The sequence below is a fragment of the Thioclava sp. DLFJ4-1 genome (assembly GCF_002020145.1).
GTDB lineage: Bacteria > Pseudomonadota > Alphaproteobacteria > Rhodobacterales > Rhodobacteraceae > Thioclava > Thioclava sediminum.
Map to the genome: position 1 here is coordinate 382521 of NZ_MPZT01000004.1, position 23680 is coordinate 406200.

The window sequence follows — 23680 nt, forward strand, 5'->3', positions numbered from 1 at the left end:
CCCCACATGGCCCAGAAAGACCTTCCGATCCTGGTCATCAATGGCCCCAACCTGAACCTGCTCGGCACGCGCCAGCCCGAGATCTACGGGCACGACACGCTCGAAGATGCCGAGCGGCTGAGCCGCGATGCGGCCGCTGCGGCGGGGGTGGAAATCGACTTCCGCCAATCCAACCACGAGGGCGAAATCGTCGACTGGATCCAATGGGCCCGCACCAACGCCTGCGCCATTCTGATCAACCCGGCGGGCTTCACCTCGACCTCCATCGCGATCCTCGATTCCCTGCTGATCTTCGACGGGCCTATCTTCGAGGTTCACGTCTCGGCCCTGTTCCGGCGCGACGAATTCCGCCACCCCTCCTACGTCTCGAAAGCGGCGACGGCGAAGATCGAAGGCTTCGGCATTGCAGGCTACGGCTTCGCGATCACCCGGATCGCCCAACTCGTGAAAGGCGCCAAGTGATGCCTGCCCCCGAGAGCCCTTCCGAGACCGCGTCGGACGATGCAGTCATCCGGCTGGGTCTGATCGGTGACAATATCGCCGTCTCGCAGGCCCCCCGCCTGCACCGGCTGGCCGGGCTGCAGAACGGACGGAAGGTGTCCTATGACCGGCTTGTCCCGCGCGAGCTTGGTCAGGATCACGCGACGATCCTCGCCAACTGCGCCGCACAGGGTTATCGGGGGCTCAACATCACCTATCCCTACAAGGAGAAGGTGGCGGCGCTGGTCCGCATCTCCGACCCGATGGTGCGGCGGCTGGGCGCGGTGAATACCGTCCTCTTCGAACCCACCGGAGCCGAGGGCCACAACACCGATCACTCCGGCTTCATCTCCGCCTACCGCGCCGCGCGAGGGGGCACTCCGCCCGGAGCCACCCTGCTTATCGGCACCGGCGGCGTGGGGCGAGCCATCGCCTTCGCGCTGGTTGCGCTCGATGCCGCCGAGATCCGCCTTGCCGACCACGACATCGAGAAGGCCGAGGTTCTCGCGTCGGAACTCGAAGCGGCGAAACCGGGACTTCGCGTCACCGTGGGGCGGGACGCCGCCGAGATTTCCGAAGGCGCCGAGGGGCTCATCAACGCGACCCCGGTCGGCATGACCGGCCATCCGGGCTCGCCACTTGAGGCATCCGCAATCACCGGCGCATGGGCCTTCGACGCCGTCTACACGCCGGTCGAGACTGAATTCCTCGCTGTGGCACAGGCGGCGGGCCTGCAGGTCATCTCGGGTTACGAGCTGTTCATCTGGCAGGGCGTCGATGCCTGGAAGCTCTTCGCGGGTCTCCCGCTCGACGTCGCCCGCTTGCGCAGCGACCTCGCGAAAACCGACCCGGCCACATCCTGAAAGGAGGCCTTCCATGAAAACCGCCATCGCCACTGTCTCGATCTCGGGAACGTTGCAGGAAAAGCTGGAGGCGATCTCCGCTGCGGGCTTCGACGGGATCGAGATTTTCGAACAGGATTTCATCGCCCATGACGGTGGGCCGCGCGAGGTCGGCCAGATGGTGCGCGATCACGGGCTGGAGATCTTCCTCTTCCAACCCTTCCGCGACTTCGAGGGTCTGCCGGAGCCATTACGCCACCGCGCTTTGAGACGCGCCGAGCATAAGTTCGAGCTCATGCGCGAGCTCGGCACCCGCGACATGCTGGTCTGTTCCTCGGTCCATCCCGAGGCGCTTGGCGGGATCGATCGCATGGCAGACGATTTCGCCGCCTTGGGCGAGCTTGCCGCAGGCTACGACGTCCGCGTCGGGTTCGAAGCGCTGGCATGGGGGCGCCATGTCTGGGACCACCGCGACGCGTGGGAAGTCGTGCGCCGGGCCGATCATCCTAATGTCGGCCTGATCCTCGACAGCTTCCATACGCTCGCCCGCAAGATCGACCCGGATACGATACGGCGGGTCCCGGGAGACAAGATTTTCTACGTCCAGCTTGCCGATGCCCCGGCGATCGACATGGACCTGCTCTACTGGTCGCGCCACTTCCGCAACATGCCGGGGGAGGGCGATCTGGACGTCACGGGCTTCATGCGCGCCGTGATGGCGACCGGCTATGACGGACCGGCGAGCCTCGAGATTTTCAACGACCAGTTCCGCGGCGGCCCGACGCGAACCATCGCACGCGACGGCTACCGCTCCCTGGTGGCGCTGATGGACGATGTCCGCCGCACCGAGCCCGGGCTGGAAGACAAGATCGACGAAATTCCGGCGCGCGTCGCCGTGGACGGGGTCGAGTTCATCGAGTTCGCGGCGCAGGGCGCGGAGGCGGAGGCGCTGAAGACGTTGCTCACGACCCTCGGCTTCCGCATGTCGGGGCGGCATCGCAACAAGATGCTGGAAGTCTGGCGTCAGGGCGATATCCGCATTCTTATCAATGCCGAGACAACGGGCTTTGCCGCCTCCACTTGGACCGCGCGCGGCACCAATGTTTGCGACATCGGCCTCAAGGTCGCGGATGCGGCCTCGACGGTCACGCGTGCGCGAGCGCTCGGCGCCAAGACCTTTTCGCAGCCCGTCGGGCCGGGGGAACTGGACATCCCGGCGATCCGTGGGCTTGGGGGCTCGGTGCTGCACTTCGTGGATGCCTCGAGCGGTCTCAGCGAAGTCTGGGACGTCGAGTTCGAGCCCGCAGAAGACATGTCGAACCGCGACGCTGGCCTGACCTCCATCGACCATGTGGCGCAGACGATGGAATATGACGAAATGCTCAGTTGGGCGCTGTTCTACACGACGCTGTTCGACATGCAGAAAGCCCCGATGGTCGACGTGATCGACCCGGACGGGCTCGTGCGCAGCCAAGCCATCGCATCGCGCGCGCGCCCGGATGGAAAGGGCCTGCAGGTTACGCTCAACGGAGCCGAGACGCATCGTACCCTCGCGGGCGATTTCCTGACGCATGGCTTCGGCGCGTCCGTGCAGCATGTGGCTCTGAGAACCGACGATATGCTCAAGACCGCCGCCGCGCTGGCCGATCTGGGCTTCGACCCGCTGCCGATGCCGGCCAACTACTATGCGGATCTCGAAGCGCGCTTCGACCTGTCGCCGGAATTTCTGGAGCGGCTGCGCGCGTCGAACATCCTCTATGACGAGGATGCGCATGGCGCCTTTCTTCAGCTTTACTCGCGGCCCTTCGCAGGGGGCATGTTCTTCGAAATCCTCGAAAGGCGGGGCGGCTACGAGGGGTTCGGTGCGGCCAACGCCCCGTTCCGGATCGCCGCGCAGAAGCGGTTTGGCCGCGTGAAGGGCATGCCCGAGGTCTGAGTGACGGCGACTCGGTGAAATGTCCCCAAGTGTCTTGGCGACGGGAGCAGCGAGATGCCGAACTCGGCTTGCCGCTGATCCTCCATTCTCCCGCGTACTGTCCGTTTCCCCGTTTCGCAGTGAATGGCGGCATGCTCAGTCTCTGGTGTGATTATCACCAGAAATCAGTCTCTTACGATTTCGAGGAAGCTGGAGCGGGTAGCGGGAATCGAACCCGCGCGTTCAGCTTGGGAAGCTGACAGGCTACCATTACATCATACCCGCATGGTGCGAGCGCAGAGGTATTCCAGCCGAAAGCCACGGTCAAGAGGGATCGCGCGGGTCCTCGTGCCCTCCAATGAAAAAGCGCCCGGCGAGGATCAACTCACCGGACGCCAGGCGCCGCGCGAAAATTAGGGAGACGAGGCGCGGGGTCGATTTACATCTTCGGCTGAAGCACGGTGTCGATCACGTGAACCATGCCGTTCGACTGCTTCACGTCAGCGGTCTGAACCGTCGCGACATCGCCTTTCGGATCCTTCAGCATCACCATGCCGTCCTTGACCATAGCGGTCAGGTTACAGCCGCCGAGCGTCTCAATCGTGGCCATGCCGTTGCCCTTTTGAACGGTCGCCATGATGTTCTCGGCGGTGATCACGCCCTTGGCGACGTGGCAGGTCAGGATATGCGTGAGCATTTCCTTGTTCTCGGGCTTCACCAGCGTCTCGACGGTGCCCGCGGGCAGCTTGTCGAAGGCCGCGTTGGTCGGTGCGAAGACGGTGAACGGACCGTCGCCTGCAAGCGTGTCGACGAGACCCGCAGCTTTCACCGCGGCGACCAGCGTGGTGAGGTTCGGAGCGGCCGAGGCATTGGCTGCGATCGGCTTGCTCTCATACATTTTCGCGCCACCGACCATCGGGTTTGCCAGCGCGGGCAGGGCGAGGCCCAGCGTTGCGGCTGCGGTGAGCGATGCGGCGAATGCGCGGAATTTCATGGACATAGGTTTTCCTTCCCTGTTGAGTGACGGTTGTTCCCGCCAAAGCACAAGGGTTACGGCGCGCCGGGGGCGAGCCGATCACTTATGTCTTATCACGAAACCGTGTGCAGCCTGATCCGGCCTGAAATCGGGCGTCTCGCAGCGCCCCGAGGCGAGGCCCGAAGGCCCGCCTCAGCCGCGCCGGCGGCGCCTGCGCCCGCCATCCTCGCCCGATCCGCCGGTGTTGAAGCTGACCTCCGGAAGCGGTGCGATCTTGCGCAGCTCGGGGAAGGGGGCGGTGGCGTGCGGCAGCGCGTTCGCGGCCACGAAATGCTCCTGGAAGCGGGGCTCGATCGCGGTCTCGACCTTGGTGATCTGATGCACCTGCGCCTCGATCTCGCGCCGCGCCTTCACCGAACACAGTGCCATATGCGCCCCGGTGCCCGCCGCGTTGCCCGCCGAGGTGACGTGATCGAGCGGCGCATCCGGGATCATCCCCAGCACCATCGCGTGCTTGGGCGAGATATGCGCGCCGAACGCACCGGCCAGCACCACGCGGTCGACCGTGTCCACGCCCATCTCGTCCATCAGCAGACGCGCGCCCGCATAGAGCGCGGATTTCGCCAGCTGGATCGCGCGGATGTCGCCTTGGGTGACAGTGATGCGCGGGCCTTCCTCGCCGCCGTCATAGATCACGTATTCATGGGTACGCCCGTACGGCTCGCAGCGCGGCGTGCCGACCTGCTCGGCCGAGCCGATCAGCCCCGACGTGTCCACGATCCCGGCCATCCGCATCTCGGCCACGGCCTCGATGATGCCCGAGCCGCAGATGCCGGTGATCCGGGGCGTGCCGAATTCGGGATCGGTCGACCAGTGGTGATTGCCAATGATCTTGAAGCGCGGCTCCTTGGTCGCGGGGTCGATCTCGATGCGCTCGATGGCGCCCGGAGCGGCGCGCTGGCCGCTGGAGATCTGCGCGCCCTCGAAGGCGGGGCCGGTGGGTGAAGAACAGGCCAGAACCCGTTGTTTATTCCCAAGAAGTATCTCGGCATTGGTGCCGACATCGACGATCAGAGACAGGTCGTCGCGCTTCTGCGGGGCCTCCGACAGCGCCACCGCCGCCGCATCCGCGCCGACATGGCCCGCGATCAGCGGCAGGATATAGGCGCGCGCGCCGGGGCTGGCCTCGATGCCGATCTCGCGCGCGGCGAATTCAAGGCTTTCCGAGGTCGCCAGCGCGAAGGGCGCCTGACCCAGCTCCACCGGATCGATGCCCAGCAGCAGGTGATGCATCACCGGGTTACAGACCACGACCGCCTCGACGATCTCACCCGTCTCGACCTTCGCCTCGCCTGCCAGTTGGCGCGCCAGATCGCCCATTGCGTCCCGCACGGCATTGGTCATTTCCTGATCGCCGCCGGGGTTCATCATCACGTAGGAGACCCGGCTCATCAGGTCTTCGCCGAAGCGGATCTGCGGGTTCATCACGCCCGCGCTCGCCAGCACTCGCCCGTCATCGAGCGCGACCAGATGCCCCGCGATGGTGGTCGAGCCAAGGTCGATCGCCAGCCCATATAGCGGCACCTCGCGCACGCCGGGGAAGATGCCGGTCACGCGCGGCCCGTCGCCCGCATCGTGGATCGCGACCGTGACTTTCCACTCGGCCTTGCGCAGCGCGGGCTGCAGCATCCGAAGCACATCAAGATCGGCGCACACGCCCTTGATCTGCCATTGCTTTTCCAGCGCCTGCGAGAGCCGCTGCAAGTCGCCCTCGGGGCGGTGCATATCCGGTTCCGCGACTTCGACATAGACGGGCCGCGTCGCCGGATCCATCTCCATCACGCGCTCGGAGGCTGCCTTGCGCACGACCTGTTTGTGCACCTGACTTTCGGGCGGCACGTCGATCACCACGTCGTCGAGGATCTCGGTCTGGCAGCCCAGACGCCGCCCCGGTTTCAGCCCGCGAATCCGGTCGTAGCGCTCCTCGACCGCATTGATCGGGCTGACCGCGTCCGGCTCCACATGCAGGCCGAGTTTCGGGAAATCTCCGAAGGAGGGTGTGCATTGGCATTTCGAGCACACGCCGCGCCCGCCGCAGACGGAATCGAGGTCGACCCCCAGCTTGCGCGCCGCTGCGAGCACCCTTGTGCCACGCGCCACGCGCCCCCGCTTTCCAGAGGGGGTAAAGATCACCTGCACGTCGTCGGCCATATCGCGCTCCCGTTTTCCTTGCCCCCGTTCTAGGGCCCAAGCGGGGCAGAGCAAAGCCCGCAACCGACGCGCCTGCATGAGAAATCGTCATCATCATCATGCAGCCGATGCGCGCCGCCCATTGCTCTCCCCAGCGCCGCGTTCTATCTAATCGGGCCATGAAGATACTCTTTCTAGGCGATGTGATGGGCCGCGCGGGCCGCGCCGCGATCACCGAAACCCTGCCGAAACTTCGCGAGGAGTGGCGCCTCGATTTCGTCGTGGTCAATGGCGAGAACGCCTCGGGCGGCATGGGGCTTACCGGTGATCATGCGAAGCTTCTGCTGGATGCGGGCGCGGATGTGGTGACGCTGGGCGATCACGCCTTCGATCAGAAGGATATGCTGCGCTTCATCGAGAGCGAGCCGCGCATCATCCGTCCCGTGAACTACGCCAAGGAAGCGCCGGGCAAGGGCGCGCGGGTGTTTCAGGACCGGCGCGGGCGCAAGGTGCTGGTGGCGCAGGTTCTGGGCAACGTCTTCATGAAACGCGCCTTCGACGATCCCTTCTCGGCCATCGAGGCAGAGCTGAAACGCTACCCGCTGGGCGGGGCGGTGCAAGCAGCCCTGGTGGATGTGCATTGCGAGGCGACGTCGGAGAAGATGGCGATGGGCCATTGGTGCGACGGGCGTGCAAGCGTCGTCGTGGGCACCCATACACATGTGCCCACCGGCGATGCGCAGATTCTCGAGAAAGGCACGGCTTACCTCTCCGATGCGGGCATGTGCGGCGATTACGATTCCGTCATCGGCATGGCGAAGGCCGAACCGATGCGCCGTTTCGTGACCGGCATGGCGAAGGAACGCTTCTCGCCCGCCCGCGGTCCGGTGACGCTCTGCGGCTTTTATGTCGAGACCGACGACAAGACCGGGCGCGCCACCCGCTGCGAAGCGGTGCGCACCGGCGGCAGGCTCGCACAATCGGTGCCAATCTGAGCGTCGTTCGCGTCCCGAGTTGCCCGAACCTCATGCCGTTACGTGGAAATTTCCTCTGCCGCGGGCAGAGCGCGCTTGCTCGTGCAACACGTGTCGATAGTATCGGGCCGATGCGCTTACGCGAGAGCCTGACATGATCCAACTGCCCTTCACCGGCACCGAGACCGCCGTCGCGGCCCTTCTCGTCGTGGGGTGGATGTTCGTCATGTTCGTCCGCGAGACATGGCCGCCAGAGGTCACCGCCATGGCGGGCGCGGCCCTGATGCTGATCTTCGGATTCGTGCCCTACGAGAACGCCGCCGCGATTCTGTCGAACCCGGCGCCCTGGACCATCGCCTTCATGTTCCTGATCGTCGGCGCCCTTGTGCGGACCGGCGCGCTCGACGCGATGACGCGCTATGCGGAATCGCGGATCGACCAGAACCCGAAGCTGACCGTACTGTTGATGTTCGGGGTCACGATGTTCGCGAGCGCCGTGATGAACAACACGCCGGTCGTCGCGGTGATGATCCCGGTCTTCATTCAGGTCGCGCGCAAGCTGAACCTCTCGCCGTCGCGGCTCTTGATGCCGCTGAGCTATGTCACGGTGATGGGCGGCATGATCACCCTGATCGGCACCTCGACCAACATTCTCGTCGATGGCGTCGTGCGGGGGCGGGGGATGGAGCCTTTCACCATTTTCGAGATCGCGCCTCTGGGCTTCGCGATCTGTCTGGTCGGCGGGACGTTCCTCGCGATCTTCGCGCCGAAGCTGATCCCCGAGCGGCAATCGCTCTCCTTCATGCTCGGCGACCGTCCGAAGATGAAATATTTCACCGAGGTCGCGATCCCCGAGGAAAGCGGGCTGATCGGCGAGTCGGTGCTCGAGACCGACACGTTCAAGCGCGAAGGCGTGCGGGTGATCGACGTGCTGCGCGGCGATGCCTCGCTGCGCCGGGACCTCGCCTCTGTCGAACTGATGGCGGGCGACCGCGTCGTGCTCCGCTCCGAGATGGAAGAGCTTCTGGGGATGCAGAAGAACCGCGACCTGCGCATGGTCGACAAGCTGTCCTCGGTGCAGACCGAGACGGTGGAAGTGCTGATCTCGCCCGGCTGCCGGATGATCGGGCAGCGTCTGGGCGATATGCGCCTGCGCCGCCGCTACGGGGTCTACACGCTGGCCGCGCACCGCCGGAACCAGAATATCGGCCGTCAGCTCGACGATCTGATCGTGGTGGTGGGCGATACGCTGCTGCTCGAAGGCGCGCCCGAGGATATCGCGCGTTTGGCCGCCGATATGGACCTCGTGGACGTCTCGAAACCGCAGGCGCGGGCCTATCGCCGCTCGCATCTGCCGCTTGCCATGGGCGCGCTCGGCGCGGTGGTGATCTTCGCAGCCCTTGGCGTGGCCCCGATCCTCGCGCTTGCGATGGTGGCGGTGGCGGGCATCCTCGTGACCCGCTGCATCGACACCGACGAGGCCTTCACCTTCATCGAGGGCCGCCTGCTTGCGCTGATCTTCGCGATGCTCGTGGTCGGCGCGGGGCTGGAGCATTCCGGCGCGGTCCAGCTGATCGTCTCGGGCGTGGCTCCCTTCCTGAAGATGCTGCCGCCGCAGCTCGCGCTGATCGTGGTCTATTTCCTCGGTCTCGTCATGACCGAGTTGCTGTCGAATAACGCGGTCGCGGTGATCTACACCCCGATCGCGATCTCGCTGGCTGCTGCCCTCGGGCTCGATCCGCGGCCCTTCGCGGTGGCGGTGATGTTCTCGGCCTCGGTGGCCTTCGCGACCCCGATCGGGTATCAGACTCACATGATGATCTATGGCCCCGGTGGCTATAAGTTCACCGATTTCCTGCGCGTCGGCATCCCGATGGATATCGTAACCGGGTTGACCGCCTGCCTGCTGATCCCGCTGATCTGGCCCTTCTGAGGAGGTTCCCCCATGCGCTTTGCCGCCCGTCTCGCCGCCCTGTCGCTTCTCGCACCGCTCGCGCTCGCCGCCTGTGTGCCGGGGCAGGGCACCCGCGCACCCTCCTGGCCCGACCGGGTGACCTTTCAGGGCACCGTGATGCGTGTCTCCTTCATCGACGGCACGGTCTGCCACGCGAATATCTCGGGCCAGTATACCGGCGATCTGGCCGGGTGCCCGCATCCGATGCGCTATCAGGTGACCCGGTTCGAGCCGAGCTATCTCGGCGGCGTCGCGGTCGGCAATATCTTCCAGCCCTATGCCGAGGTCACGCTGAAGGACGCGCAAGGCCGCCGCTGGAGCTTCAAGACTCCCGAGCCGATCCCCTCGCGCAGCCAGCCCGACGGGGTCCTCAAGCTGCCGCATTGATCGGCAATGGCGGGCGCCCGGCACCGCCTGCAACCCATCTATCTTGAATCATCCCCCCGTTGCGCACTATACGGGGTCGATTTCGCGACTATTCCGAACGGAGATACCCATGGCAGGCCACTCAAAATGGGCCAACATCCAGCACCGCAAGGGCAAGCAGGATGCGGCGCGCTCGAAGATGTTTTCCAAGCTCTCGAAGGAGATCACGGTCGCCGCCAAGATGGGCGACCCCGATCCCGAGAAGAACCCGCGCCTGCGCCTCGCCGTGAAAGCGGCCAAGTCCCAGTCGATGCCGAAAGACGTGATCGACCGCGCGATCAAGAAATCGCAAGCGGGCGATGGCGATGACTATACCGAGATCCGCTACGAGGGCTACGGCCCCGAGGGCATCGCGGTGATCGTCGAGGCGATGACCGACAACCTCAACCGCACCGCGTCGAACGTGCGCTCCACCTTCACCAAGAACGGCGGCAATCTGGGCACCACCGGCTCGGTGTCCTTCATGTTCGACCGGATGGGCGAGATCATCTATCCCGCCTCCGTGGGCGATGCCGAAACCGTGCTGATGGCCGCGATCGAGGCGGGCGCCGAAGACGTCGAGAGCGATGACGAAGGCCACTGGATCTATTGCACGATGGAAGACCTCTCGGATGTCTCCGACGCGCTGGAGAAGGAACTGGGCGAGGCCGAGGAAGCCAAGCTGATCTGGAAACCCCAGAACCGCACCGAGGTCGATCTGGAGACCGCGCAGAAGCTGATGAAGCTGATCGACACGCTCGAAGACGATGACGACGTGCAATCCGTCACCGCCAATTTCGACGTGCCCGAAGAGGTCGCAGCGCAGCTGTAAGGCCCAATGCCCTGAAAATCGTCAAAAGCGCCCTCCGGGGCGCTTTTTGCGTCCCAAACGGCCCAAAACCACCCGAATTCCGGCCCCCCGGTTTACATTCCGGGTCAGAACCCCCAGTTTGTCGCGTGACGCTCCGAGCACCCGCGTAACCCCGTGGCCTCGGCAAATTCATCTCCCCGCGAAAGGATATCACCATGACCCAAGCAAAGGCTGGCGACACCCTGCATCTTCACTACACCGGCAAGCTGGACGACGGCTCCGTCTTCGATAGCTCGGAAGGCCGCGACCCGCTGTCCTTCACGCTCGGCTCCGGCCAGATCATCCCCGGCCTCGACAAGGGCGTGACCGGCATGGAAGAGGGCGAAAAGCGCACCGTGCGCGTCGAGCCCGCAGAGGCCTATGGCGAGCATCACCCCGAGCGCATGCAGTCGGTCGACCGCGCGAACATCCCCGACGACATCCCGACCGAGCCGGGCACCCAGCTTCAGGTTCAGACCCAGGACGGTCAGACCGTGAACGTGACCGTCGCCGAGGCGAACGAGAAAGAACTCGTCCTCGACGCGAACCACCCGCTCGCCGGCAAGGCGCTGACCTTCGACGTGGAACTCGTCAAGATCGACGCGTAAGCCTGCGTTTGCTTCCAGAGCTTGAGAAGGCGCCCTCGTGGCGCCTTTTTTCATGCGCGCGAGCGTGCGCCGCGTCGCAGGAGCCTGCTCAGGCCGCCAGTTCGTTTCGCGCTGCGGGTGCCGTGACCTTCCTGCGCATTGCGGGCCCGGCACAGCGCGAGCAGGTCCGCATCGCTGCTCTCCGGATCGGCCCCCAGATAGGCGGCAAGTTTCGTCCGCAGAACGGTGAGATCCGCGGTCTTGGTCACCTTAGTGTGGTCCGTGCGCAGGGGCGTCTCGAAATCACCCCAGCCGAAAAACTGCCAGATGGCCTGAAACTGTCGCTCCGGGTCTTCGATCAGGTCTTCATAGGTGAGGGCGAAAACGGGCTGGTCGAGTTGCGCGAGAACCGCATCGAGATGGGCTTCGTCCTGATCGATCCGAAAGATTTCGTGGGCAAGGTCCGCCCCGGTGATCTCGTCGACCGGATCGCCGCTGCCGGCTTTGTGGTTCGGCGTGCGTTGCGCCTCTCCGGCTTTCACATGGGCGACGCCGCTCTTTCGATGCACGAGACGCGAGACCGCCTGCGCGACGCGGTCGCTGCGAGAGATGCGCAGATAGGCGCTCGACCCGAAGATATTTGCATAGGCGTCGATGAACTGTGCGTGAGCCGCCACCGGCTCCAAAGCCTCATAGGCCGGTTTGCCGAAAAAGGCTTCCGCGATCGGAGCAAGCTGGTTCGACATCACGTTGATCGCCGAGGTTCCGTTTTCGCCACGCCCCATTTCAGCCGCGGCGAAGAAATCCGCAGGCGTGATCTCATTGCGGGGTTTGCTGCGCATCAAAAGCAGGAAAAATTCGCCCGCTTTTCCCAAACCCGCGCGTTGCAGATAGTCGCAAAGCAGCGAGCTGCCGGTCCTCTGGGTGGAAAAGACGAGCAGGCAAGCCGGTCTGTAGCTATCGTTGGGCGCCATTACTCACCTTTTTGTCCCGGGGCGTTTTCGCACCTGTATCATGGACGGTCTCGAGGCGCACGACCAGCCCGGTCCAGCGGGTTCGGCTTTCCGGCGTGCGATAGGGAACCAAACCCTCGGCGCCCCCCTTTCCCCACCGACGTGTCTCTGTTACGCGGCGCGCTCCATCCCAGTGACACCACCTGAATCCCGAGAGAAGGAGCCGCCATGCGCATTTCGGTCGACGTGCAGATGCAATACCAGTTCCCGCAGCCGAATACGGTCGCGCTGGTGCTCGAAGCGGCGCAGGCTCCGGGGCAGGAAATCGTCAGCGCGTCGATGAATCTCGGCGATGCGAGCGTGGGCCGCATCGCGGGCGATTGCGGCGTGGGCGAGCGGATCTGGGCGCAGGTGGGCACGCAGATGACGCTGCATTATCAGGCGCTGATCGACATCACGCGTCCGGCGATCGACCTCACCCAGATGCGGGCGGCACAGCTGCACGAACTGCCCGCCGAGGCCGCGCCCTATATCCGGCCCTCGCGCTACGTGCAGTCGGACAAGTTTGTCTCCTTCGTGAGCAAGCGCTTCGGCGATCTGCAGGGCGGGGCGAAAGTCGCCGCAATCCGCGACTGGATCGAGAAGAACCTGTCTTACGTGCCCGGCGCGTCGGACAGCGACACCAACGTGCTCGAGACCTTCGCGGGCCGGGCAGGGGTGTGCCGCGACTACGCGCATCTGTTCTGCGCGATGGTGCGCGCGGCTCAGATCCCGGCGCGCATGGCGTCCTCCTACGGGCCGGATGTGTGGCCGCAGGATTTCCACGCCGTGGCCGAGGTCTGGCTCGATGGCGCGTGGCACCTCGTCGATGCGACCGGCATGTGCGGGGCCGAGAATATGGCGCTGGTCGCGGTGGGGCGCGATGCCTATGACGTGGCCTTCATGGAATCGCAGGCCCCCGCGATGCTGATCAACCAGAGCGTCTCGGTGGTCCGGGTCTGAGCGTGGTCCCTCAGGCTTTCAGCGGATAGCGATCGGCCTCCTCGAAGGCGTCGATCACTTTCGTCCCCGCCTTGAGCCGCGCCGAATGTTCCGCGCCGGCGGGGATTTCATAGCTCTCGCCGGGGCGATAGACCCGGGTCTCGCCTGCGATGGTCAGCTCCGCCTCGCCTTCGAGCACCGTACCCCACTGGCCCTTATGGGCATGGGCCGGCAGGTCGAAATCGGTGAGGAAGTGCAAGAACACCACCAGCCCCGTCTCCGATCGGATCGCGTGGCTGCGTACCTGATCTTCGGGAAAGGGCAGGTCGAGGGCGGGGAAGGCCTGAATGAAATCGGGTAGCTCCATGGGCGTCTCTCCTCCTGACAAGCCTGCGGGACATCCATCACTATGCGCGCCGCGCAGGCCGCGGGCAACGCGCGCTCAGGCCGGGGAGCCGCTCTGGCCGGAACGAGCCGCGCGCAACGCCCTGTAATCGGCCCCTTACAACAACACCGCTTTCGCCGCCTGCCGCAGCGCTTTGGTCAGCGGCGCGAGCGGGGCTTTCAGCCGCCTCGCGCTTTGCCAGTAGAGCGGCACGTCGATCGGCGCCGGGCCCAGCCGTTCCAGCGCGCCGCTTTCCAGATGCGCGCGCACCAGCGCCTCGGGGTTCAGCCCCCAGCCCATGCCGCGCAGACAGGCCTCCACGAAACCTTCGGTCGAGCCGATACGATGCGCGCGCAGCCCCATCGGCATGCCCGCGATCATCGAGGCCCAGCGGTCCTGCAGCCGATCCTTGGCGTTGAACTGCAGGGCAGGGGCCGCGCGCAAGGAGTGCCGGTCGATCCGGTCCGGGAAATAGCGCGCGACGAAATCCGGGCTCGCCGTCGCGATATAGCGCAGCCGCCCGAGGCTCACGCTGTCGCAGCCCGCAATCGGCCCCTCATCGGCAGTGATCGCGCCCGCGACCTCACCGCGGCGCAACAGCCCCGCCGAATGGTCTTGATCGTCGATCACCAGATCGAAACGCACACCCTCGACCTCGGCCAGCGCGGGCAGCACCCAAGTCGCGAGGCTGTCCGCATTCACCGCGATGCGCAGAACCGGCGGGGTCTCGGAGGGCGCAAGCTCGGTTTCCAGAAGCGCCACCTCGCGCAGATGGGCGATCAGCCGCGCGCCATCCTCGGTCGCGCGGCAGGGCGTGGCGCGGATCACCAGAACCGCGCCCATGCGTTCCTCCAACTGGCGGACCCGTTGCGAGACGGCCGATTGCGATACCCCGAGCCGCGCGCTGGCGGCCTCGAAGCTTCCGGTCTCGATCACGGTGGCGAGCGCATCCAGCGCGGCATAGTCGAACATAAGTTTTACTTATACAGAGTTAGTTTAATTAAGTTGAACTTATACGCACGCCCCGGCACTGAGAAGCGTCTCTGAGCAGACTGGGGGTGAGGCGGATGGAATTGGTGGCATTCTGGGCAGGGTTGAAGCTGGGGCTCGGGCTGATCGTGGCGATCGGCGCGCAAAACGCCTTCGTGCTGCGTCAGGGGCTGCGGCGCGAGCATGTCTTCGCGGTGGCGCTGTTCTGCGCGCTCTCCGATGCGGTGCTGATCGCGCTTGGCGTGTCGGGCTTCGCTGCCGCCTCCACCGCGCTGCCATGGCTGCCGGAGACGCTGCGCTGGGGCGGTGTCGCTTTTCTTAGCTGGTATGCGATCCGCTCCGCTTTGGCGGCGATCCGCGGCGGCGAGCATCTCGACCCGAGCGCAGGCAGCGCGCCGTCCTTACGCGCCGTCCTCGTGACGGTGGCCGCCTTCACCTGGGCGAACCCGCATGTCTGGCTCGATACGGTGGTGCTGCTGGGCGCGGTCTCGGCGCAGTTCGCGGGCGCGCGGATCAGCTTCGCCTCGGGCGCGATCTTGGCCTCCTTCGTGTTCTTCTTCGCGCTGGCCTATGGCGCGCGGCTTCTGGCGCCGCTTTTCGCCAAGGAGAGCGCATGGCGGGTGCTCGATGCGCTGATCGCGGTGCTGATGGGCTCGATCGCCTGGAAGCTCGCGGCGGGCGCATTATAACCGACACAAAGCCGCCCCTTGCGCGCGGTGCCGAACCAGCGTCCAAGAGGTGTCATGACCGCGCAAGACAAACCCAACAAACCGCTGATCGGCATCCTGTGGATGCTCGCCACCACCGCCTGTTTCGTGATGGTGAACATCATCGTTCACTGGCTGGGCGATCAGGTGCCCGCCGCGCAATCGGCCTTCGTGCGCTTCATGTGGGGGCTGATCTTCTTCGCGCCCGCGTTGGCCCGCATCCTGCGCCAGAAGTTTCCGCCTCAGGTCTGGGCGCTGTTCGGGGTGCGCGGGGCGCTGCATGCGGTGGCGGTGGGGCTTTGGTTCTTCGCGATGAGCAATATCCCGATCGCCGATGTCACTGCGATCAACTACCTCAACCCGATTGTGGTGACGGTGGGCGGTGCGCTCCTGCTGGGTGAGGGGCTGGCTTGGCGACGCGTGACGGCGGTGATCGTCGCACTGATCGGGGCGCTGATCATCCTGCGCCCGGGGATGCGCGCGATCGAGCCGGGCCATCTCGCCCAGCTTGGCGCGGCGCTGTTCTTCGGCGGCGCCTATCTCGCGGCGAAGCGGCTGACGGATTACGTGCCCGCCGGCACGGTGGTCGCGATGATGACGCTGGTGGTGACCGTCGCGCTCGCCCCGGTGGCGATCTGGAAATGGGAGCCGATCACGCTGTCGGAGACGCTCTGGCTGGGCGCGGTGGCAGTGTTCGCCACGGGTGGGCATTATTGCATGACGCGGGCCTTCGCCGCGGCGCCTGTGACGGTGACGCAGCCGGTGATCTTCCTGCAGCTGGTCTGGGCGGCGATTGCGGGCTGGACGATTTTCGGCGAGCGTCCCGACCCTTACGTGATCCTGGGCGGTGCGATCATCATCGGCGCGGTGAGCTACATGACCTTCCGCGAGGCGCAGCTCAAACGCCGGGTGACGCCGCCTCCGCCTGCCACCAAGATCTGATAGCGCGGCGCTTTCCTGCAAATGTCGGATGCCTCCGGCGGGGATATTTGAGCCAAGCCGAAGGGGCGCGCGCGCCTTGGTTTCGGCTTGGTCAAAATATCCTCCGCGAAGCGTCCCTCAGCTCGCCTCGGCGCTGCGCTGGGGGTCGATGAGCCGCGTGATGACGCCCTCGCGGGTCACGACACGGCCATCGGTGAGCGGCACGGCGGGCTCGTAGCGCAGCCGCTCCATCACGTCGCGCACGGGCGCGTCGGCGGGCATGGGCGCGCCGGTGGCGTCGCCGGTGGGCGTGCCGACCGGGTCGGCGATGTCTTCTGCGGTCAGCACGCCGAGCGGGTTCATATGGGCCACGAAATCGGCCACATAGCCGTTGGCGGGCTTGGCGATGATGTCGCGCGCGGTGCCGCATTGCACGATCCGCCCGCCTTCCATCAGCGCGATCCGGTTGCCGATCTTGAAGGCTTCGTCGAGGTCGTGGCTGACGAAGATGATCGTGCGCTTGAGCTTGTTTTGCAGCTCCAGCAACTCGTCCTGCAGCTTGGTGCGGATCAGCGGGTCGAGCGCGGAGAAGGGCTCGTCCATCAGAAGGATCGGCGCGTCGGTCGCGAAAGCGCGGGCGAGGCCCACGCGCTGCTGCATGCCGCCCGACAGCTCTGCCACCTGACGGTCGGCCCAGTCCGACAGGCCCACCAGTTCCAGCTGGGTGTCGACCTTCTTGCGGCGTTCCGCCTTGCTCATGCCGGCGAGTTCGAGGCCGAGGCCCACATTCTCGCGCACGGTCCGCCAGGGCAGCAGGCCGAATTGCTGGAAGACCATCGCGATCTTGTTGAGGCGCATTTTGCGCAAGGTCGCGGGGTCGGCATGGGTGACGTCGACGAGACGCTCGCCGTCATGCACCTCGACCTGACCGCGCACGACCGGGTTCAGCCCGTTCACCGCGCGCAGCAGCGTCGATTTGCCCGAGCCCGAGAGGCCCATCAGCACGAGAATCTCGCCTTCGGGCACCTCGACCGAGCAGTCATGCACGCCCAGCACCTGATCGGTACGCTCCTGAATCTCGGGGCGCGAGAGCCCTTCATCCATCAGGGGCAGCGCCTCTTGCGGGCGGTCGCCGAAGACGATGGAGACATTGTCGAATTTGACGGCGGTTTTGGCTTTGGTCTGGGTCATTTCGAACCTCCGCGGCGCAGCATGCGGTCAAGGATGATGGCGACGACGACGATCACGAAGCCGGACTCGAAGCCGAGCGCCGTGTTGACGGTGTTGAGCGCGCGCACGACTGGCACGCCGAGGCCGTCAGCGCCGACAAGCGCGGCCACCACGACCATCGAGAGCGAGAGCATGATCGTCTGGTTCAGACCGGCCATGATCTGCGGGGTGGCATAGGGCAGTTCGACCTTCCACAAGAGCTGGCTCTTGGTGGCGCCGAAGGATTGGGCGGCCTCGGTCAGCGTGTCCGGCGTCGAGGAGACGCCCAGATGGGTCAGGCGGATCGGCGCGGGCAGCACGAAGATCACGGTCGCGATCAGGCCCGGCACCATGCCGATGCCGAAGAAGACGATGGCCGGGATCAGGTAGACGAAGGCCGGCAGCGTCTGCATCAGGTCCAAGACCGGCTGCAGCACCGAATACAGGCGCGGACGGTGGGCGGCGGCAATGCCGATCGGCACGCCGATGCCCATGCAGACCACGCAGGCGGCGATCACGAGGGTGAGGCTCTCGGTGGTTTCCTCCCAGTAGTCCTGGTTGAGGATGAACAGGAAGCCCACGATCACGAGAAGGGAGATCTTCCAGCTGCGCTGCAGCAGGTAGGCGATCACCGCGAAGGCGAGGATCACGAGAAGGGGCGGGGGGCCTTGCAGCACCCAGAGCGTTGCGTCGATCAGCGCTTTGAGCGCCACGGAGAGCGCGTCGAAGAGCGGCGCGGCGTGGTCCTGCAGCCAGTCGATCACGATCTTGGCCGTCTTGCCCACGGGGATTTTGGTTTCGGTCAACCAGTTCATAACTGTCCTTGCGAGTTGTTATTTCTGGCGCGTTTCGATGCGGTCGAAGGCGACTTGCGATTGTGCCTTGCCGGTTTCGGGGTCGAGCTTGGTGACGCGCAGGACCAGCCCGGCCTTGGGGGAAAATTCCTTGAGGAAGGCGGTGCGCAGCTTGCCCATCGCGATCCGTTCGACGACCTGCCAGACATCGTAGCGGCACGCGCCGATCTGCACCGAGCCGGTGCCGCGATAGGCGTAGGAGATGGTGCCGCGATCCTTGGTCTCGCCGTCGACTTTCAGGCTCACCGGGGTGCGCCAGTTGCCCAGCTGCGGCAGTTGGTCGAGCCGCGTGGGGTCGTCGTCATAGATGAGCGCGAAGCTGCGCCCGTCCATTTCCTGCAGGCTCACCGCCAGCGGATGGTCGTAGCGCTCGCGCTTGGGCGGCCGGCCAAGCTCGGGATCGTCGACCCGGTAGGAGGTCAGCGTGCCGTTCTCGTAGCGATAGGCCTGCGCCATTTTCGGGCTGTTGCGGGTAAGCGTGACGCCCGCCGCGTGCAGGGCCTCGGCATCTGGGCAATCCGCGGCGCGCGCCGGGGTGAGGGGCGCTGCGATCATCCCCGCGAAGAGAAGGGCCGCGCCGGTGAGGGCGCGGACCGAGGGGAAGCGGGGGCGGAGGGTCATGCCCTGTCGCCCGCGCGAATATTTCGCCCAAAGGCTCACGAGTTCAGCGCTTTCTCGACCGCTGCCTGCGCGTCGCCGCCGTCCTTCGCGGTCACACCGTCGAGCCAGGCTTTCCAGGCATCGGGATTGGCTTTGAGCCAAGCCTTCGCGGCGTCCTTGGGATCGTCGCCATCGTCGAGGATCTTGCCCATGATCTCGTTTTCCATCCCGAGGGTGAACTTCAGGTTGGAGACGAACTTGCCCGGGTTCGGGCATTCGTCGACATAGCCCGCGCGGACGTTGGTCATGACCGTCGCACCGCCGTAGTCGGGGCCGAAGAAGTCATCGCCGCCCGAGAGATAGGTGATGTCGAAGTTGGAGTTCATCGGGTGGGGCTCCCACGCGAGGAAGATGATCGGCTTGTCGGCCTTGTCGGCGCGCGCGACCTGCGCGAGCATGCCCTGCTCGGAGCTTTCCTTAAGATCGAAGTCCTTCAGACCGAACGCGTCCTTGTCGATCATGTCGAGGATCAGCGCGTTGCCGTCATTGCCCGGCTCGATGCCGTAGATCTGGTTGTCCAGTTCGTCGGCATGCTTGGCGATGTCGGAGAAATCCTTGATGCCGGCCTTGGCGCCGGCGGCGTTGGTCGCGAGCGTGTATTTCGCGCCCGTCAGGTTGGTGCCGAGCGTTTCGACCGTGCCGTCCTTGGTGTAGGGATCCACGTTGGCGGCCATCGAGGGCATCCAGTTGCCGAGGAACACATCGACATCGCCCTTCGAGAGCGCCTCGTAGGTCACCGGAACCGAGAGCACCTTGGTGTCGGTCTCGTAGCCGAGCGCTTCGAGGATCGTGGTCGCGACCGCGGTGGTCGAGGTGATGTCGGTCCAGCCGACATCGGAGAAGGTCACTTTCGAGCAATCGGCGGCCTGTGCGGGTGCGGTACCTGCCAGTCCGAGCGAGAGCGCAGCCCCCATTGCGAGGAGCGTGGAACGAAGTTTCATGCTTTTTTCTCCCTGTGCAGCGTTAAGAAAAACCGCGGGATGCGGTTGTTGATTGACGAGTCAATAAACATGTTCTAGCTCGACATGCAAGCAAGCCACCCGGAAGGAGGCCGAACATGCCGAAGCTTGGAGCAGAGCCTATACGGCGCGCAGCCTTGGTCAAAGCCACTATTGAGACAGTGGGCGAGGCGGGATCGCTCGACGTGACGGTCGCGCAGATCGCGCGGCGCGCAGGTATGTCCTCGGCGCTGGCGCACCATTATTTCGGGTCGAAAGACCGGATTTTCCTCGCCGCGATGCGGTCGATTCTGTCGATCTATGGCGCGGAAGTCCGTGGCGCGATGGCGATGGCGCAGACCCCGCACGAGCGTGTTCGCGCAGTTGTGATGGGCTCTTTCGCGGCTGGCTCGTTCCGTCACGAGGCGATCGCCGCGTGGCTGAACTTTTACGTTCTCGCGCAGTCGAGCGCCGAAGCCCGGCGCCTGCTGCATATCTATCAGCGCCGTCTGCGCTCCAACCTCATGCACGGGCTGCGCCCTTTGGTCGGCGACCGTGCGGGCTCCGTGGCCGAGGGTTTGGGCGCGATGATCGACGGCGTCTACATCCGCGCGGCGCTGGTCGCGGGCGAACCCGACCGCGAGGCCGCCTGCGAACTGGTGCTGGCGCATCTGGAAAAAGAATTGGAGGTCCACCAATGAGGGCACAGCCGAAAGCAAGCCATTTCGTGAATGGCGACTGGATGGAAGACACGGACGGCGACGAGCTGATCGTCACCTATCCCGGCACCGGCGAGGTGATCGCCAAGCTGCACGCGGCGACCCCTGCGGTGATCGACGCCGCGATTTCCGGGGCAGTTGAGGCGCAGAAGGACTGGGCCGCACTGCGCCCGGTCGAGCGCGGTCGCATCCTGACCCGCGCCGTCGCGATCATCCGCGAGCGCGGTGAGGAACTGGCGCTGCTGGAAACCCTCGACACCGGCAAGCCGATTCAGGAAACGCGCGAGGCCGACTGGCCCTCGGGCGCCGAGGCGCTGGAATATTTCGCAGGTCTGGCGCCGACGCTGACTGGCGAGACGATGCCGCTGGGCGGTGATTTCGCCTATACGATCCGCGAACCGCTCGGCGTCTGCGCAGGGATCGGCGCGTGGAACTATCCCAGCCAGATCGCCTGCTGGAAATCCGCGCCCGCGCTGTCGACCGGCAACGCGATGGTGTTCAAGCCTTCCGAGATGACGCCGCTGGGCGCGCTGAAGCTCGCGGAGATCTTCATCGAAGCCGGGATGCCCGCGGGGATCTTCAACGTGGTGCAGGGCTTCGGCCGGGTGGGGGCGGCGCTCTCGACCGATCCGCGTATCGCGAAAGTCTCGCTGACGGGCTCGGTGCCGACGGGCGCGAAGGTCTATCAGGCGGCTTCGGCGGGCATGAAGCACGTCACGATGGAGCTTGGGGGCAAATCCCCGATGATCGTGTTCGACGATGCCGATATCGAGAGCGCGATCGGGGCTGCGATGCTGGGGAATTTCTATTCTTCGGGTCAGATCTGCTCGAACGGGACGCGGGTCTTCGTGCAGAAGGGCATCAAGGAGAAATTCCTCGCCCGGCTGAAAGAGCGCACCGAGACCATCGTCGCGGGCGATCCGCTCGATGAGGCGACGCAATTCGGCCCGCTGATCTCGCAGGCGCAGTTCGACAAGGTCATGTCCTATGTCGAGAGCGCGAAATCCGAGGGCGCGCGGCTGGTCTGCGGTGGCTCTGCGGGCAACGAGGGAACGCTTTTCGTGCAGCCCACGGTCTTCGCCGATGTCACCGACGACATGACCATCGCGCGGGAAGAAATCTTCGGCCCCGTCATGTCGGTGCTGGATTTCGAAACCGAGGAAGAGGCGATCGCGCGGGCCAATGACACGCAGTTCGGCCTCGCCGCGGGTGTGTTCACCGGCGATCTGGCGCGCGGCCACCGCGTCGTCGGCCAGCTTCAGGCGGGCACGACCTGGATCAACGCCTATAACCTGACGCCGGTGGAGATGCCCTTCGGCGCGGTCAAGCAATCGGGCTTCGGGCGCGAGAATTCCCGCGCGGCGGTGGAGCATTATACGCAGCTCAAATCCGTCTATGTCGGCATGGGACCGGTCGAGAGCCCGTACTGAGTTCGAATTTGACGAGGCTTGGGGGCGCTGCCCGTTGCCGGTTGGTCCTCGGACCGATGGCGCACCAACCGGCGCCCCCGGGATATTTCCGCCAAGGGGAAGATATGAGTGTTTCGGCAGAATTTGTGATCGTAGGCGCGGGCTCGGGTGGCTCGGCGCTGGCGTATCGGCTCGTGGAAGCGGGGCGCGACGTGGTGGTGATCGAGCATGGCGGCTCGGATGCGGGGCCGTTTATCCAGATGCCCGGCGCGCTGAGCTATCCGATGAATATGGGGATCTACGACTGGGGCTTTCAGTCGGAACCCGAAGAGCATCTGGGCGGGCGCCGTCTGGCGACCCCGCGCGGCAAGGTGCTGGGCGGCTCGTCGAGCATCAACGGCATGGTCTATGTCCGGGGCCACGCGCGCGATTTCGACCATTGGGAGAAAAGCGGCGCGACTGGCTGGGGCTATGCGGATGTGTTGCCCTATTACAAGCGGATGGAGCATTGGCATGGCGGCGAAGAGACCGAATGGCGTGGCCGTTCGGGGCCGCTGCATGTGACGCGCGGACCGCGCGCCAACCCGCTGTTCGACGCTTTCGTCGCGGCGGGCAAGGCGGCGGGCTATCCGGTGACCGAGGATTACAACGGCCAGCAGCAGGAAGGCTTCGGGCCGATGGAGGCCACGATCTACAAGGGGCGTCGCTGGTCGGCGGCCAATGCCTATCTGCGCCCGGCGCTGAAGACCGGCAAGCTGCGGATCGTGCGCGGTCTGGCGCGGCGCGTGGTCTTCGACGGCAAGAAGGCTGTCGGCGTCGAGATCAAGCGCAAGGGGCAGATCGAGGTGGTCCGGGCGAGCTCGGAGGTCGTGCTGGCGGCCAGCTCGATCAATACGCCGAAGCTGTTGATGCTGTCGGGCGTGGGCCCGGCAGAGCATCTGCGCGAACATGGTGTCGAGGTGCTGGCGGATCGCCCCGGCGTGGGTGCGAACCTGCAGGATCACCTTGAGATCTATATGCAATTCGCCGCGAAGCAGCCGGTGACGCTGTTCAAATACTGGAACCTCTACGGCAAGGCGCGGGTGGGCGCGCAGTGGCTCTTCACCAAGGGCGGGCTCGGCGCGTCGAACCAGTTCGAGAGCTGTGCTTTCATCCGCTCGGATGCCGGGATCGATTACCCGGATATCCAGTATCACTTCCTGCCGATCGCGGTGCGCTATGACGGCAAGGCTGCCGCCGAGGGCCACGGCTTCCAGGCGCATGTCGGGCCGATGCGCTCGAAATCGCGTGGGCATGTCCGGCTCAGCTCGGGCGATCCCGAGGCCAAGCCCGAGATCAAGTTCAACTACATGAGCCATCCCGACGATTGGGCCGAGTTCCGCAAATGCGTGCGGCTCACGCGGGAGATTTTTGCGCAAGGACCGATGGCCGCGCATGTAAAGCACGAGATCCAGCCGGGAGCTGCGGTCGAGACGGATGAGCAGATCGACGCTTTCATTCGCGAACATGCCGAGAGCGCCTATCACCCCTGCGGCACCGCGAAGATGGGGGCGGCGGACGATCCGAGCGCCGTCGTCGACCCTGAAGGCCGCGTGATCGGGGTGGAGGGGCTGCGGGTCGCCGACAGCTCGGTCTTCCCGCGGATCACCAATGGCAACCTGAACGCGCCTTCGATCATGGTGGGCGAGAAGATGGCCGATCACCTGCTGGGCCGCGCGCCGCTCGCGCGCGAGAACCTCGAGCCGTGGGTGGCGCCGAACTGGCAGGTGGCGCAGCGCTGA

The 23680-nt window shown here is 65.3% G+C and carries 23 protein-coding genes and 1 tRNA gene; 14 read left to right on the top strand and 10 right to left on the bottom strand.

Annotation, left to right across the window (positions count from 1 at the left end):
* The first annotated feature begins 6 nt into the window (after positions 1–6).
* The 3 genes from BMI85_RS14770 to BMI85_RS14780 are packed head-to-tail and all read left to right on the top strand — an operon-like array spanning position 7 to position 3258.
* The gene (locus BMI85_RS14770; protein ID WP_078522945.1) at positions 7–462 is read left to right on the top strand and encodes a type II 3-dehydroquinate dehydratase; all 456 of its coding nucleotides are present in this window, start codon (positions 7–9) and stop codon (positions 460–462) included.
* Positions 462–1343: a shikimate dehydrogenase gene (locus BMI85_RS14775; protein ID WP_078601812.1), complete on the top strand. Its 882-nt coding sequence runs from the start codon at positions 462–464 to the stop codon at positions 1341–1343. Before BMI85_RS14770 ends, BMI85_RS14775 begins: the two co-directional genes overlap by 1 nt.
* 13 nt (positions 1344–1356) lie before the next feature.
* Positions 1357–3258: a sugar phosphate isomerase/epimerase and 4-hydroxyphenylpyruvate domain-containing protein gene (locus tag BMI85_RS14780; RefSeq protein ID WP_078601813.1), complete on the top strand. Its 1902-nt coding sequence runs from the start codon at positions 1357–1359 to the stop codon at positions 3256–3258.
* Positions 3259–3448: 190 nt separating this feature from the next.
* Here BMI85_RS14780 and BMI85_RS14785 read toward each other — a convergent pair.
* The 3 genes from BMI85_RS14785 to BMI85_RS14795 form a co-directional block, all read right to left on the bottom strand.
* Positions 3449–3522, bottom strand: a tRNA-Gly gene (locus BMI85_RS14785).
* Between the two features lie 154 nt (positions 3523–3676).
* Positions 3677–4237 (bottom strand): fasciclin domain-containing protein, encoded by a 561-nt coding sequence (locus BMI85_RS14790; protein WP_246832570.1) that lies wholly within the window; start codon positions 4235–4237, stop codon positions 3677–3679.
* 168 nt (positions 4238–4405) lie between these two features.
* Positions 4406–6424: an ASKHA domain-containing protein gene (locus tag BMI85_RS14795; RefSeq protein WP_078601814.1), complete on the bottom strand. Its 2019-nt coding sequence runs from the start codon at positions 6422–6424 to the stop codon at positions 4406–4408.
* 158 nt (positions 6425–6582) lie between these two features.
* Between BMI85_RS14795 and BMI85_RS14800 the strand changes: the two genes are divergently transcribed.
* The 5 genes from BMI85_RS14800 (at position 6583) to BMI85_RS14820 (ending at position 11194) form a co-directional block, all read left to right on the top strand.
* Positions 6583–7398, top strand: coding sequence for a TIGR00282 family metallophosphoesterase (locus tag BMI85_RS14800; RefSeq protein ID WP_078522877.1), 816 nt, complete (start codon positions 6583–6585; stop codon positions 7396–7398).
* Positions 7399–7531: 133 nt separating this feature from the next.
* Positions 7532–9310, top strand: coding sequence for an SLC13 family permease (locus BMI85_RS14805; RefSeq protein WP_078522876.1), 1779 nt, complete (start codon positions 7532–7534; stop codon positions 9308–9310).
* 12 nt (positions 9311–9322) lie between these two features.
* On the top strand, positions 9323–9718 hold the full coding sequence (locus BMI85_RS14810; RefSeq protein ID WP_078547516.1) for a hypothetical protein: 396 nt from the start codon (positions 9323–9325) through the stop codon (positions 9716–9718).
* A gap of 109 nt (positions 9719–9827) precedes the next feature.
* A complete protein-coding gene (locus BMI85_RS14815; protein WP_078522874.1) occupies positions 9828–10568 on the top strand; it encodes a YebC/PmpR family DNA-binding transcriptional regulator in 741 nt (246 codons plus the stop codon).
* A 194-nt stretch (positions 10569–10762) separates the two neighbouring features.
* Entirely contained in the window at positions 10763–11194 is a 432-nt protein-coding gene (locus BMI85_RS14820; protein ID WP_078522873.1) for a peptidylprolyl isomerase, read from the top strand.
* A 50-nt stretch (positions 11195–11244) separates the two neighbouring features.
* On the opposite strand, the gene BMI85_RS14825 is transcribed toward BMI85_RS14820, so the two are convergent.
* The gene (locus BMI85_RS14825; protein WP_078601815.1) at positions 11245–12147 is read right to left on the bottom strand and encodes a Stf0 family sulfotransferase; all 903 of its coding nucleotides are present in this window, start codon (positions 12145–12147) and stop codon (positions 11245–11247) included.
* Between the two features lie 207 nt (positions 12148–12354).
* Here BMI85_RS14825 and BMI85_RS14830 point away from each other — a divergent pair, with 207 nt between their 5' ends.
* Positions 12355–13128: a transglutaminase family protein gene (locus tag BMI85_RS14830; RefSeq protein ID WP_078601816.1), complete on the top strand. Its 774-nt coding sequence runs from the start codon at positions 12355–12357 to the stop codon at positions 13126–13128.
* A gap of 10 nt (positions 13129–13138) precedes the next feature.
* Here the strand turns inward: BMI85_RS14830 and BMI85_RS14835 are convergent, their stop codons facing one another.
* A complete protein-coding gene (locus tag BMI85_RS14835; protein WP_078601817.1) occupies positions 13139–13474 on the bottom strand; it encodes a cupin domain-containing protein in 336 nt (111 codons plus the stop codon).
* Between the two features lie 135 nt (positions 13475–13609).
* Positions 13610–14464 carry a LysR family transcriptional regulator ArgP gene (locus BMI85_RS14840; protein WP_078601818.1) on the bottom strand — a complete coding sequence of 285 codons (855 nt, stop codon included), beginning with the start codon at positions 14462–14464 and terminating at the stop codon, positions 13610–13612.
* Between the two features lie 95 nt (positions 14465–14559).
* Between BMI85_RS14840 and BMI85_RS14845 the strand changes: the two genes are divergently transcribed.
* The gene (locus tag BMI85_RS14845) at positions 14560–15171 is read left to right on the top strand and encodes a LysE/ArgO family amino acid transporter (protein WP_078601819.1); all 612 of its coding nucleotides are present in this window, start codon (positions 14560–14562) and stop codon (positions 15169–15171) included.
* Positions 15172–15225: 54 nt separating this feature from the next.
* Positions 15226–16131 carry a DMT family transporter gene (locus BMI85_RS14850; protein WP_078601820.1) on the top strand — a complete coding sequence of 302 codons (906 nt, stop codon included), beginning with the start codon at positions 15226–15228 and terminating at the stop codon, positions 16129–16131.
* A gap of 117 nt (positions 16132–16248) precedes the next feature.
* On the opposite strand, the gene choV is transcribed toward BMI85_RS14850, so the two are convergent.
* The 4 genes from choV to BMI85_RS14870 are packed head-to-tail and all read right to left on the bottom strand — an operon-like array spanning position 16249 to position 19774.
* Positions 16249–17301, bottom strand: coding sequence for a choline ABC transporter ATP-binding protein (gene choV / locus BMI85_RS14855; RefSeq protein WP_078601821.1), 1053 nt, complete (start codon positions 17299–17301; stop codon positions 16249–16251).
* On the bottom strand, positions 17298–18134 hold the full coding sequence (choW, locus tag BMI85_RS14860) for a choline ABC transporter permease subunit (protein ID WP_075775542.1): 837 nt from the start codon (positions 18132–18134) through the stop codon (positions 17298–17300). Before choW ends, choV begins: the two co-directional genes overlap by 4 nt.
* A gap of 18 nt (positions 18135–18152) precedes the next feature.
* Positions 18153–18794, bottom strand: coding sequence for a hypothetical protein (locus BMI85_RS14865; RefSeq protein ID WP_078601822.1), 642 nt, complete (start codon positions 18792–18794; stop codon positions 18153–18155).
* A gap of 35 nt (positions 18795–18829) precedes the next feature.
* The gene (locus tag BMI85_RS14870) at positions 18830–19774 is read right to left on the bottom strand and encodes a choline ABC transporter substrate-binding protein (RefSeq protein ID WP_078601823.1); all 945 of its coding nucleotides are present in this window, start codon (positions 19772–19774) and stop codon (positions 18830–18832) included.
* 116 nt (positions 19775–19890) lie between these two features.
* Between BMI85_RS14870 and betI the strand changes: the two genes are divergently transcribed.
* The 3 genes from betI to betA all read left to right on the top strand — a co-directional run bounded on the left by betI (position 19891) and on the right by betA (position 23680).
* Entirely contained in the window at positions 19891–20472 is a 582-nt protein-coding gene (betI, locus tag BMI85_RS14875) for a transcriptional regulator BetI (RefSeq protein WP_078542703.1), read from the top strand.
* Positions 20469–21920, top strand: coding sequence for a betaine-aldehyde dehydrogenase (betB, locus tag BMI85_RS14880; RefSeq protein WP_078601824.1), 1452 nt, complete (start codon positions 20469–20471; stop codon positions 21918–21920). Before betI ends, betB begins: the two co-directional genes overlap by 4 nt.
* A 104-nt stretch (positions 21921–22024) precedes the next feature.
* On the top strand, positions 22025–23680 hold the full coding sequence (betA, locus tag BMI85_RS14885) for a choline dehydrogenase (RefSeq protein ID WP_078601825.1): 1656 nt from the start codon (positions 22025–22027) through the stop codon (positions 23678–23680).